General features: G+C 40.2%; 13 protein-coding genes. All 13 read right to left on the bottom strand.

The features are described 5' to 3' along the window. Window positions 1–3: 3 nt before the first annotated feature. Window positions 4–540, bottom strand: a complete 537-nt coding sequence (locus tag ACZ42L_RS11605; RefSeq protein WP_464699411.1) for a YceD family protein — start codon at window positions 538–540, stop codon at window positions 4–6. Between the two features lie 184 nt (window positions 541–724). Further along, window positions 725–1,894, bottom strand: a complete 1,170-nt coding sequence (locus tag ACZ42L_RS11600; protein WP_464716174.1) for a sensor histidine kinase — start codon at window positions 1,892–1,894, stop codon at window positions 725–727. Between the two features lie 330 nt (window positions 1,895–2,224). Further along, entirely contained in the window at window positions 2,225–2,974 is a 750-nt protein-coding gene (locus ACZ42L_RS11595) for a WecB/TagA/CpsF family glycosyltransferase (protein ID WP_464716173.1), read from the bottom strand. Between the two features lie 72 nt (window positions 2,975–3,046). Continuing rightward, window positions 3,047–4,147: a glycosyltransferase family 4 protein gene (locus ACZ42L_RS11590; protein ID WP_464699406.1), complete on the bottom strand. Its 1,101-nt coding sequence runs from the start codon at window positions 4,145–4,147 to the stop codon at window positions 3,047–3,049. 16 nt (window positions 4,148–4,163) lie between these two features. Continuing rightward, window positions 4,164–5,237, bottom strand: coding sequence for a glycosyltransferase (locus ACZ42L_RS11585; protein WP_464716172.1), 1,074 nt, complete (start codon window positions 5,235–5,237; stop codon window positions 4,164–4,166). Next, window positions 5,234–6,346, bottom strand: a complete 1,113-nt coding sequence (locus ACZ42L_RS11580; protein WP_464716171.1) for a glycosyltransferase family 4 protein — start codon at window positions 6,344–6,346, stop codon at window positions 5,234–5,236. The genes ACZ42L_RS11585 and ACZ42L_RS11580 overlap by 4 nt, the downstream gene beginning before the upstream one ends. Then, window positions 6,346–6,924 (bottom strand): serine O-acetyltransferase, encoded by a 579-nt coding sequence (locus ACZ42L_RS11575; RefSeq protein WP_464699402.1) that lies wholly within the window; start codon window positions 6,922–6,924, stop codon window positions 6,346–6,348. Before ACZ42L_RS11575 ends, ACZ42L_RS11580 begins: the two co-directional genes overlap by 1 nt. Window positions 6,925–6,971: 47 nt before the next feature. After that, a complete protein-coding gene (locus ACZ42L_RS11570) occupies window positions 6,972–7,964 on the bottom strand; it encodes a hypothetical protein (RefSeq protein ID WP_464716170.1) in 993 nt (330 codons plus the stop codon). Between the two features lie 184 nt (window positions 7,965–8,148). Further along, entirely contained in the window at window positions 8,149–8,979 is an 831-nt protein-coding gene (locus ACZ42L_RS11565) for a glycosyltransferase family 2 protein (protein WP_464699399.1), read from the bottom strand. Continuing rightward, entirely contained in the window at window positions 8,945–9,562 is a 618-nt protein-coding gene (locus tag ACZ42L_RS11560; RefSeq protein ID WP_464716169.1) for an acyltransferase, read from the bottom strand. Before ACZ42L_RS11560 ends, ACZ42L_RS11565 begins: the two co-directional genes overlap by 35 nt. Window positions 9,563–9,623: 61 nt before the next feature. Next, window positions 9,624–10,619 (bottom strand): hypothetical protein, encoded by a 996-nt coding sequence (locus ACZ42L_RS11555; RefSeq protein ID WP_464699396.1) that lies wholly within the window; start codon window positions 10,617–10,619, stop codon window positions 9,624–9,626. Between the two features lie 35 nt (window positions 10,620–10,654). After that, complete coding sequence (locus tag ACZ42L_RS11550; protein ID WP_464716168.1) at window positions 10,655–12,211, bottom strand: lipopolysaccharide biosynthesis protein; 1,557 nt, start codon at window positions 12,209–12,211, stop codon at window positions 10,655–10,657. Window positions 12,212–12,367: 156 nt separating this feature from the next. After that, window positions 12,368–13,606, bottom strand: a complete 1,239-nt coding sequence (locus ACZ42L_RS11545) for a nucleotide sugar dehydrogenase (protein WP_464716167.1) — start codon at window positions 13,604–13,606, stop codon at window positions 12,368–12,370. Window positions 13,607–13,706: the final 100 nt, after the last annotated feature.

Below are 13,706 nucleotides of genomic sequence, written 5' to 3'. Positions count from 1 at the left end.
AATTTATTCTTTAATTGTTGTTTTTATTTTTTCTAATCCGGCCCAGCGAGGATCTATCGTGTCTTTGCTGTCGTCCTCGTTGGCATTTTCCGTCGTAGAGTGCGCCTCCAGCAGTTTCAACATTGCAGGGTCACATTCCCCAGGCGCATGCGCATGCTTGAACGGAATGGAAAGTTCCACAAACTCATAAACGAACCATGACACATCGACAACGCCTTCATTCTCAGGCACCGTCACCAGGTCATCGTCCTCTACATAGTCTTCTCCAAACTTCACGACCAGCTTATTCTGCGTGTCTATAGCCTGCGCCATAGGCTCCAGACAGCGGTCGCATGGAACCTGTATGGTACCGGAAGTATGGAAGTTGAGTTCGAAAAAGTCTCCCACTCGATGAATGGAAAGATCTGTACGCAACTCACCTCGCTGCACTTCGGGAGCGTCTATCGCCTCAAAGTAGCTATCGTCAAGATGAAAGACAAGCTCGGTATCGCCCTCTTTCAATCCTTTTAAGTCTATCTTAAATGGTTCTAAACTACCCATACGGGCTGCAAAGTTACGAATAAATTCTGATATACAAAGAATTAAATGAGAAAAACTAAATATACAAAACGCTCAAAATGTGCAATTTAGCCCTCTCACCATATAATATAATAGGACTAGCGAACAACAGGACTGGAACGACATGAATGCAAAGTACGAATCAATATTCTACCAATATGCGCCATCACAAAGCCTTCAGAACGATACGGAACGTCGTACCGACTCCCACTTCCGACGATTTCACGCTGATGCGCCCCTTGTGATATTCCTCCACGATACGCCGGGCAAGCGACAGGCCCAGTCCCCAGCCACGCTTCTTCGTCGTAAATCCGGGGCGGAACACATTATGTATATCGCGCTTCCGAATGCCCTTACCCGTATCCACCACATCCAGTATCACGATGCTTTCGGCTTCTTCCACATGCAACCTGATACTGCCACGCTCCCCTCCCATCGCGTCGACAGCGTTCTTGCACAGATTTTCCACCACCCATTCAAACAGCGGTCCGTTCATCATCACCAGCACATCGTGGTCGGGCATCTCCATCGTAATCTCTACCTTGTTGGATGTCCTGCAATTCATATAGTCCACCACATGTTCCAACACCTCAGCCATACGCGTCGGCACTAATTCGGGGAGCGACCCTATCTTGGAAAACCTGTCGGCAATCAATTCCAGTCTCTTCACATCCCTATCCATCTCCGGTATCAGTTCATCGTGCGGATAGGTCTCCTTCAGCATCTCCGTCCATGCCATCAGACTACTGATTGGTGTACCCAACTGGTGAGCAGTCTCCTTCGAAAGTCCCACCCACACCTTGTTCTGCTCGGCACGTTTCGACGTCAGCAAAGCAAAAATAGCCACTACCACAAACAACATCACCACGCCCAGCTGCACAAACGGGTAACTCTGTAAACGTTTGAGCATCAGCGACTCATCGTAACATACATCCACATAGTCACTCTTCACCGAGTCGTTCAACTGAATACGGATATACCGTCCGGAAGCTCTCATCTGCCTGGCCATCTCTCTGGCCTGTCTCAGGCTGTCCTCGTAAGACCCTTCCTGCATTTCCACATTGCGAAACAGCTGCGCCTCTCCCCGATTATCCGTCACCACAACGGGTATCGTATTATTCCCATCCATCACTTTCAGCACCAATCCCAAGTCTGTATTCTCATCAGCCCGGTTCAGTTGTGACATCGCTTCTGCCCACACCTCCATCTTCTGCCGCTCCTCCATAGACAGGTCGCGTGTTAGCAAATGCGACACGACAAGCGATGCTATCGCAATCACGACAGCTCCAACCACCAATAGCAGCTTCACCTGCCATATCCTATCCGTCCACAACATATACTATCTAACGCTCCCTCGCCGGAAATATTATATCCACCAAACCATATCTTCCCCTCACCACTTCTCCCTCCATTTTCTGCAAAGCCTCCGCAGCAATGCTGCCAAGCCCCTTCAACAAAACTGCCAGGCCCCCGCAGCATTGCTGCGAAGGCCTGGCAGAAAAGGGAAAGAATACCTACATGTTCCCTACATATCTATCAAACACTTCTTCAACCTATTTATCCATATACAGCTACCGACCAAATCCGTTATCTCCGCTATATATAATACTACACATACTTATCCCCCCTATAAAGACTACCATGTAAGGGGGCGTACTGCCCATTGCTATGGTTTCTTATTACAGGGAATTTTATTATTTCGCTTTTCAGCAAACATATACCACAAGAATTTTGTATTCCCAATAATATATCTCCTCCACATCCGTTTCGGCTCTTTTATCAAACGATAGAGCCATTCCAATCCATGCCGTTGCCACCACAAAGGAGCTCGCTTGACAGTACCTGCATAAAAATCAAACACAGCTCCTATCGTTCCACAATGGCAATGAATATTCAGTTCTTTCCAATGACTATAAGCCCACTTCTCCTGTTTTGGAGCGGTCATACCTATCCAAAGCAAATCTGGGGTTGCCAGATTGATTGCATTTATGATAGCCGTGTTATCATTCTCATCAAACTCATCCTTATATGGAGGAGAATAAGTTGTAATCTCTATATTTGGATAATCTACAACCGCACGCTGCTTGATGAGCCTCAATACTTTTTCAGAAGACCCCATGAACATGCACCTACCGCCTTGTCCATTCAGTCTCTGCATCTCAAATTCGAACAAATCCCACCCCGAAACACGCTCTTTGGGGGCATCGGGCCATCCTACCCATTGAAAAGCCTTGACAACACTCATTCCATCGGGAATCAGTACATCCCCATTCCGAAGTGCATCAGAAAACTGGGAATCTCCTTGTGCCTGATTGTACGAATGTGCATTCACTGTATTAATCAGCAACTTACCCATAGGCAAAGTTTCTAATTCCGCCCTACTCCCTAATATATGCCTATCTGTAAACTTGAACATCCTATAAAATTAATACTATAAATTCTAATACGAAAAACGAAGAACCATCATTCCTAAGCTCTTACATCAAGATTACCCCGTATAACAGCTTGTCTCCTCTCTCAATATTTTAGAGAAGTTATTTTCAAACTGCTCTAAAGTATAATTCCGCCTGTACTTCTCATACCCGCACTTACCCATTGCCTTGCATGCTTCCGGATGTTCTATCAACCATTGCAACTTATCAGCAAGAGCGTCAGAATCGCCGGGAGCTATAACAAAACCGGTCTCACCCTCATCAATGACAGAAGGGATTGCACCAACATTCGTACTGATACAAGCCACCCCATGCTGCATCGACTCTATTATCGTCAGAGGCAGGCACTCATTATACGAAGGCAATACAAATACATCTGCAAGATTCAAGTATTTCTCCTTATCTTCTCCATATTGAGGACCGACAGCTTCCACATCTTCATCCAAATGCAACTCATTCACTTTTATTGCAAAGTCAGCCTCACTAATATCTTTCCACGCTCCGGCAAAGATGCAATGGAAGGGAAGTCTGCGCGACTTCAACTTTGCACATGCAAGAAGCAGTGTCAAAACCCCTTTTGCCCGCATCATGTTAGAAAGGAACAATATATTAAGCCTCCTTGCATCTGTTATTCGATGGTGAGTAAGGGATTCTGGAATACCATTGCTGCAAAAATACACATCCCGTTCATCAACATACTTCTCTATATCACGATACAGAGACTTTGCCAAAAGTATTATTTTTGTATTTCTAAAAAATCTCTTATAAAGGAAATTATCCACCAACTTGTCTTGTCTCGTGACCACTCCCTTATTATGGAAATGCACCATAACTCGACAACCAAGACTCTTCACTAATTGAACGATGACAAAATCTTTATAGAAAGGCACCCCTGCCGAATTTGGCGTAATATATACCAAGGACGGCTTTATGCGCTTCACTTCTTTTCGAATCTGATGAAGCAGATTGAAATAACGTAGCAATTTCCCCAATCCGCCTTTTCCTACATCTCCAATACTCTGTGCCAAAGTCATATTCATATAATGGCAGTCGAAAGCATCATTGATAAGCTTACTATCACGTATGCTTTTCCCGACAACAGATGCTCCATGCACAGGAGGGGGAAGGTGAAGAATAAAAAGAATCCTTGATTTCATGACCTAACCACCATTTTTACTTATAAGAATATAATTCCTCATACGCTTTCTGCATCTTTTCCAGAGAAAAGTTCGTTTTCACATAACTGTAAGCTAATTCTGTCAATGATTCACGATTACAAGTTGGTATATAATGGGTAAATATTCGTATAAACGATTCCGTATCATTGTTTTCAACCTTTAAAGGCCAATCTTCAGGCAAGGTTTCTCCCAGTCCGGGACAATCATTGATAACCGCTGGTAGTTTGGCCATACTTGCTTCTATAGACATCAGTGCCAAACCCTCAAAACGAGAAGGCATAAATAGATAATCGAAAGATGACAACAATGATGACAAACCGTATATCTTATCATAGAAATACACACATGTGGAATCTGAAAGTGCGTTCCTCACCTGCCATTCCTGTGATCCATTACCAACAATATGGAATACAAATCGGCCATCTTCTTTCAGACGGGAAATAACATCCACCAATACCGAGACTCCTTTTTGTTCTTCCATTCTCCCGGCAAACAGGATATTTATCTTACCTGCTATTATTCCCTTAAAAGTTTGCTGCGACATTTCCTCTATCCCATTATATATAATAGGTGGACATTCAGCATACACTGCTCTGTAACAACCTTGTGTAGCTTGACTGATGGCAATATTGGCTTCTTTTTTCGAGAAGAACTTTTCAACCGCCCTACCTACCATTCCCCAACTATTCCACAATTCCGTGTTATGAATAGTCCTGACTGATTTTATTTTCCGCATAAACCTGCCAAACAGTAGATTACACCAATACCATGCCAAATCTGGAACTTCGGTATGCGTATGAACAATAGCTGGCTTTATCTTAAATAATAAGGGAATTAAGAATATGGGGAATAATACTATAGCTAACTTACTATTTGAAATGTGCGACCGGTGATATTTGATACCGCTATTTGCTAATTCTTCTATAAATTTATCAGCAAACACACCCCTTCCTCGTATCACCTCTACTATCGAATACTCAAAATCTGGATTAGACGACTTAACGATATTCAATGCTACGCGTTCGGCGCCGCCCATCTCGAAATGGCTGATAATATGCAATATCCTCATAGGCATCTATTTTCAAATAAGTTTAGGTTCTTTGCTATATCACAAAGCATCTGGTCAAATGAAAACGGCATCATATTAGGCTTCAATGTGAGACTACTACTTTTTGAGACCTTGTCAAGTGCCAAGCCTATCTTCTCTGATAAATCAGCAATATCCAATGACTTAAAAATAAATCCATTGACACTAGGAGTTACCAATGTCTCGCTTCCGCATTTATCGCTCACCACACATAGGCATCCTGAAATAAGTCCTTCGTTGACAACTGCGCCGAAAGCCTCCTGGCGTGATGGTAACACCAATACATCGGCCAGGGCATACCAAGCAAACAACTCTTGTCCCACTTTCCACTCTAAGAATATAGCATGTGTATCTAACACAGCATCTAATGCTTTAAGTCGCTGTTCTTCGGCTCCACTGCCAATGACAACCAATACCGCATCTTCTTTTACCAACCGAAACGCATGTAGCAAATCGTCTATCCGTTTTAACTCCATCAACCTCCCTACATAGAGGATAATTTTACGATGAGACAACTGGTATTGCTCTTGCAGTTTAGCAGCCAATGGTAGTGAAGCTTCTACCTTATGTCTAAAAACACGCTCATCCGTAATAATAGGGAAATAAACACCTTTATGATAATTCTCTTGATACCACTTGCAAGATTTGGCATTATTCAATATCAGGTTATCAACAAAAGGTACTATCAATTTTCTAGAATAACGGTGTACCCTGGAGAAATCATTCCCTTGTATCATATCATAACTATCATCGCATAATGATATAATCTTATATTTATAGCCAAACACCCACCTAAGGATGATTACTTGAAGTGCTATGATTGAAAATTCCGGGACAAAGACAAATTCTGGATTATTCTTTCTGATAAGTTTATTAAGTCCACGGGCAAAAGCTCTGCTATAACCTCCGAGATAATGTACCTTAAATGTCTGATATGGGAAATTACATTGGGCTTTTAACTCATCCATCTGATTTTTAAATTCTGTACCAATTGTATAGTGATAGATACTAAAATTACATCTATCATGTAAATAATTACAGAAATCTATCCGGTATGTTGCTAAAGCAATTCCTAAGTATAAATTTTTCATTAACAATGAGTATTATAAGGTAAGCACCAAAGTTTAGACTGTTCAACTCCATCCATACTAAGGATTTTAGCAGGTACACCTCCAACAACAGCACCATCAGGAACATCATGGGTCACCACAGCATTTGCACCAATCATCACATGATTCCCAATATGGACATTGCCTAATATCTTTGCTCCACACCCTATAAAGACATTATCACCAATAACCGGGACACCGGCACGTTTACCACCCCGACTAGACCCTATAGTAACTTGTTGCATAACCACGACATTATTCCCTATTTTGCATTGTGATATGATAATAGAGAAACAATGTCCTATACAAAAGCCTTTCCCTATTTCAGCATCCTTTACTATATATACATTATAATGTGTAGAGACCAAACGATCGATAATACCCAAAACGGAACTCAGGATTTTGTTATTGCAGTAATGGCAAACACGATAAAGGAGAATACGCTTAAAAGACTGATTGAGTAACACAGCCGAAAGAAAGTCTTTCAGTCCAACGCCGCCTCTCACTTGGACCAAATCAGCTTTAATGCTCTGAACAAACATAGACAAATTAAACGACATATTTAAATAAAAACTAATTCATTTAGCAGCCCCAATCTTATTAGAGCTTAGATATTGCTATGGTTTTGAGGAGATAACATCCGAGTTCCAGAGATGGAAAGCCCCATAAAGAACAAGGCATACCATGAGAGCTGGGTCGATTCTATCGAAGTATAGGAAATTCCACCAACAAAAAAGATTAGCATGTATCCTATGGTCAAATAGAATAAACGCCTATCACTCAATTTATTCAAATTCATGATAACCGCCCATACTAACATAAAAAAGACAAAGCATCCAAAATAGCCCAAACTAAACAACAGCTTGATATATAAACTGTGGGCATTGAAACCTATTCCTCCCGCATTCGCATCAGAAACCAAATCATACCCAAAGAATCTAGTGATAAGAGGCTGGTTATTGAAAAACATCAATATGTTTGCCCAGGTTACCGATCGTCCTTGTGTATTTCCAGCACTAAGAAGACCGCCTTCGTCATTTAGATTGATTAGCAGATATTCTTCGCCTAGCTTGGTGTTGGTTGCAACATAACTCATACTGACAATCAATAATCCTACAGACAAAAGGATTAGGGCAATGAATCTTGGAGAGATCTTTACAATTCTCCCTGTTTTGATTTCGCGCTGGTGCATGTACGCAAATACAAAGAATACGACTAATACCAAATAATAGATTCGAGCATTTGCAAGCAAAATAAATATAGCACACACGCCAATTGTCAACACTTCTATCTTAGTATACCCTCGCTTTTCCTTAAATAAGAACACCAATAGGCATTGAGACAGTGCAGCAGCCAAGTCGGTCTTAAAGAAATACAATCCTGTGAATGTATTCACCCCTCCCCATTCCTGAAATCCTACACCCGTGACATAACTGAACACCGTAACAGCCAATACTATATAGAAAGAATATCTCAGTGGCTTAATATAGTCTTTCCAATTGGAATAATAAGCCCTGCCTAAGAAATAGAGTACAAAGGCAGTAAGTGCCTTTGCCAAATTAGGAAAAGCCTCCTCTGTGTTCCTTTCATAAGCAACCATATAGAGAAGACATAAGATGAATACTACAACATCTATTTTGCAAAAAGAATTAAACTTGGATTTCAACAATAGAAATATAGCAAGCCCGAACAGTACATAATCCAGAAACTGGAGTGTGTACAGCATATCGATAATCGGCTTCAGAAACCAGAGGCATTCCATGAACAGAGAACTTTCTTATTTTTTAACCCTTGATAAGATTATAAACTCGCGGCATCAGCATATGCAAAAAACTAGTAAGCGTAACGCGGATTGCATAGAATTTACCATAGTGCTTCGAGAAGCATAAGTAAGTATCAGAAGTTCGATGATTGAAGAAATAATTATTCCAACGCATCCGCACAGGAACAGACGGGTCACGCCACTTTTCTATCCGGTCATGCTCATTGCATTCACCCAAGATGCCAACAGGAACAATATTTCTCAGTCCACTGTCTGACACGCGAAATCCATAATCAGTATCACCACACGCATGGTGATAACGGTAGTCCAGCTGGCCTAGCTTATGATATACAAATGCGGGAATAAGAACTATATTTCCATTAAAGGTATCACAACTTTGCTCTTGACTTATGTCCTTTATCAAGTCTAAGCCATGACAACCACCATAGGTAATAATGGATTGATTGCCTACAGCACAACAAGTCCCGACAATGACAGATTCGTTATTATACGATTCAGATGTCCGCAAAAGCCGGTCTATACAGTCATCATAAATAAAAGTATCATCGTTCAGCCACAAATAATAATCATAATCGTAAGACTTAGAAGCCGCATCCCACGCCACATACATTCCTCTATTCCAAAATAGATTCCCATCACCGGCAATAACATGAACTTGTGGAAATTGCGATTGCACCGCTTCACTTGTTCCATCAGTACAACCATCATCGGTAAGATATACTTCTAACTGGTATTTTCCTGTTTCTATTTTCTGATTAAATACTTGAGCTAGACATCGAATTGTCATTGCTTTCCGATTATGAACGGTAAGTAATACTGCTATCTTTTTCATATATTATTTTTCTAATAAGACGGGCGGGATTACCACCCCATATTTCATTATCAGGAATAGACTTTGTTACAACAGAGCCAGCGCCCACAATGCTATTCTCACCTATTGTAACACCTTTGAGTATCAAACACCCTGCACCAATAAAAGCATTTTCTTTAATCACCACAGGTGCGTTCTTTCTGTGTTCCATATCATGAGAAGACTTTCTTATCAGAGGATTGATAGAATGAAAATCTGAAGTATAGATACGTGAGCCACCTCCTATTTTAACATTATCTTGTATCTCTAATCTATCAAGCGCCACAAGAGTTGTTTGCGAAATACCGACATTACGTCCAATAATAAGCTCGGCACCTTTATCTACGAACAAGATACACCTATCACTGCAACCAATGGGATTACTCTTCAACCCATTATTCATTGAGAAATTGTCACCTATCACCAATTTCCCTCCACGAGCAACCATGACATAAGGAATACCGCTAGTCTTGAAACTATGAAATTCCACACCATTGCCTAAAAAAGAAAATACGGTACGTGTCTTCTCAATAGCACATTGTATCGTTAAGCAAATCTTTCTCACTATTTTATAGACAGCAACCAGCATATAGAACAACTAATTCTTATATATATATTTAAAAAAATCACCAATAGCACGCACCCTCCACATTACTTGCATTGGCTGGTCTATCCGAAACCGAAGGATAAACCCATTTATCATTAAACATCTTCAGATATTTACCTCCCTCATGGAGTTCCTTTTCTCCATAATTTGGATACTCCCAACGCTTGCCTTTTATACCGAATAACAATTGCAAGACTCCACCCATATGGAAAGCTTGATGTCCACATCTCTTGGCATAGGCTGCTAGCGGAAAACCATAAGCACCACACCCGATAAGAGCTATGTCATAATCTTGCTTATCCATTTCCTTTTTCATCCATTCGAGAGCATCAAACCAATCATGGAATCCCTGTCCATTGCTCCCACCCAGACTTTGTACAGCCTTTACGGTGCGGAGTGAAGCAAATTCCGGCAAAACATCAGTACCGGGAAATAATTCTTCTCGATGATTATAATACTGCGACTCAATCAGTTCTGAAAAGGGATGAACTACCAATACATGTTTCCCTTTCAGAACTCTACTCCAAGGCCTTTTACCCCACCAAGGTTCAGAAGCTAGCAATTCAGTGAGGATAAGGTTTGGTTTCATGCGGGGATATAATAACTGCTCATTTCTTTGCCAAGACAATAACACATCGCATTCTGCCACCTCCTGGAACATCATCTCACTAAATTTTGAAATAGTCTCTTTATTTGACGGGAAAAAACCAGAATGGGTTTCCATCTGCTCTATACCCAAGTCATTCCACCACCATTGATATTGTCGCCCTGTGATAAAGTCAATGACAGAATGGCGCGAATCGGCCACAGCCATATAGTTAACGATTGCATTGAGTTCTGTAGAGCCAAAACGGGCTATCATACATGGTTGATTACTGGACAAAACCGAATATATTATGTCAGAAGCATCATCAGGAACAGTGACTACAGACTTCACATTTTTTTCCAACTTACCTATTGTTGTCAAGTAAATCTTGCGGAGACCCTTTAGAATTATTTCTTCAATTCTAACCATATCATTTCTTTTTTAATATAACTGTATATTATAAACTACAAATTATCAGAATTCTTAAAATAAGGAGAAAGTGGTTTATAGATTTTCACTAAAAGTTTATTCACAATATTTTTTTCGTCTTCATGTAAGATATAGACATATCCAGACACGAGGAATACAACTATACTTAAGGATACACTTAATATCGCCCTCCCCCATCCTATAGACATAAACAGTGAGGGCAATATTGCAATCACAATCAATTCTATCGTAAATAGCAACATTGGGAGCAAAAAATCTTTAACGTATAAAGAAATATTTAGACCACAATACTTCTTACATAGAGTTATTCGCACTAAATTTTGAATAATAACTACTATGATCATTAATATATACATCCAATATGCACGAAATCCGATACCAAACATTACCCACTCTAATATCAAAGGAGAAAAAAACAAAATAGCTGTGATTAAGTTTACCTCCTTTATTTTTCCCGTAGCATCCAAAGATGTAGAAAAACTTTGTGTAGTCAGCTCTAATAAGGTCCTAACAACTTGTAAACGCAAAAACAAGACTGTCCATTCCGGCACATCTTTCAACCACATCTTCAATATGAATGGAGCTTCCACACAAAAAGGAATTGCAATCCACACTAACAAAAGATAGGAAAACCGACACCCTTCCAATGACCATTTTAGCATTTCATCACGCTGATTCGCACCTTCCTTCTTGATAATAACCGGTATAAGCACCTTTAACATATTATTGGTGAGAACCAACAACTGACCTTGCAACTGACTTACAATACCCATTGACGCATTAATAACAGCCCCAAAGAAGTGATTCACAACAATAGCATTACCATAATTACCTATCATTGTAGATGAATTCCCTAACAAATTCCACCCTGCAAAGGATGTCATAGAATGCAAAATATTCTTATCCCAATATTTCCTTGGCTGCACTACACATTCCGTATAACGACGATGACAATAAATTCGCATAATGCTCAATGTGACTAAAGGAATTCCTCCCATCAATAGACCATAGATAATTAACTTATCGTACAAACTATACACACAGACAAAGGCAACAGATAATTTTAATAGAGACTCAAAGATGCCAATAATAGCATAATACTTAAAATTCTCATGTGCATTCATAACTGCATCATATGGAACAGTCATAACTGTGAACATTGTACTTACAATAAGACTTCCATACACTATTTTTGCAGCAAAGTATCTCTCAGAAGGTATATTGAGCAATCCATGAAAGAAGAAGTAACCAAATAGCAAAAAAAGAAGTCCCGCCAAACATGCTATAAAAACATGCAAGATGAGACTTACATTAAATATCACCCTTTGATTTTCTTTATCTCCACTTCCTTCACTATAGCTCATAAATCGCTGTGTCGCACTTGCCATTGCAGCATTAAGGAATCCAAGCATGGCAATAGCTCCACCTAAGACATTGAAAACACCAAAATCAGACGCCCCCAAAGAATTCAATATAAGCCGCGTAGTATACAAAGATATAAACATGGTGATAGCTAACCTTGCATACAAAAATACAGAATTCTTTATTATTCTATTTACAGTAGAAGCCATTAAGCTATATTAATTCCAGTTTATAATTAAGGACTAATAGCCTATAAAAAACATAGAAATCCGAATTATTTCTTTATATATTAGTAAAAGAAAAAGATTATTCTAAAAACATTCCAATAAATTGGAAGTAAGATCTAACTGGTGAAACAGAACACCCTAATCTCTCCTAAATATATCTCTTGTATATACTTTCTCAGCTACATCGTCGAGACAAGCATCGTAACGGTTGGCGATAATGGCATTGCACTGTGATTTAAACTCTGTAAGATTGTTAATCACCCGACTGCCAAAGAAAGTGATTCCGTCCTCCAGAGCCGGTTCATAGATTATCACTTCAGCACCCTTGGCCTTGATACGCTTCATGACTCCCTGAATACTGCTTTGCCGGAAATTGTCGCTGTTGCTCTTCATCGTCAGGCGATAAACGCCGATTACGCAATGTTTTTCTTCCTTGACATCAAAATCTCCACGATTGTAATAGTCATAATAACCAGCCATGTGCAGAACGCGGTCAGCTATGAAATCCTTACGAGTACGGTTGCTTTCAACAATAGCTCCAATCAGATTCTCCGGTACATTTTCATAATTAGCTAACAACTGTTTGGTATCTTTTGGCAGACAGTACCCTCCATACCCGAAAGACGGATTATTATAGAATGTGCCAATACGCGGGTCAAGTCCTACACCATCTATTATATCCTTCGTATTCAAGCCCTTCATCTCTGCATACGTATCAAGTTCATTAAAATAACTGACGCGCAGAGCCAAATATGTATTGGCAAAGAGCTTCACGGCTTCAGCTTCTGTCACCCCCATATAGAGCGTATCTATATTCTCCTTAACTGCTCCCTCCTGCAAGAGAGCCGCAAAGACATGGGCTGCACGGTCTAATCGTTCATCATTCTCCGGCCTACCGATAATGATACGGCTGGGATAGAGATTGTCATATAGAGCCTTACTCTCGCGCAAGAACTCCGGAGCAAAAAGAATATTATCGCAATGATATTTCTCTCTAACACTTACAGTGTAACCTACCGGGATGGTAGACTTAATCACCATAATTGCATTGGGATTCATCTGCAACACAAGCTCTATCACTTCTTCTACATGCCGTGTATCAAAGTAATTCTTTACAGGATCGTAATTGGTCGGAGTGGCTATCACTACGAAATCAGCATCTTTATAAGCTGTAGCCCCGTCTAGAGTAGCCGTCAAGTTTAGAGACTTCTCTGCCAGGTACTTTTCTATATACTCATCCTGGATTGGAGAGTGACGAGCATTAATCATCTCAACTTTTTCGGATACAACATCTACTGCTGTAACCTGATGATGCTGACTCAATAGTGTAGCAATACTCAATCCTACATACCCTGTACCGGCAACTGCAACTTTCATACTATAAAATGCTTAATATTTATATATATTATTTCCCATATATAGAAAACTTTCCCACACCTGAACGACTCCACGCATACTTGTAAGATATACCAACTCC

It is taken from the genome of Prevotella mikamonis (assembly GCF_055381405.1).
The sequence above is the reverse complement of the archived record's forward strand: the minus strand, read 5'-3'. Positions and strand labels throughout refer to the sequence as shown.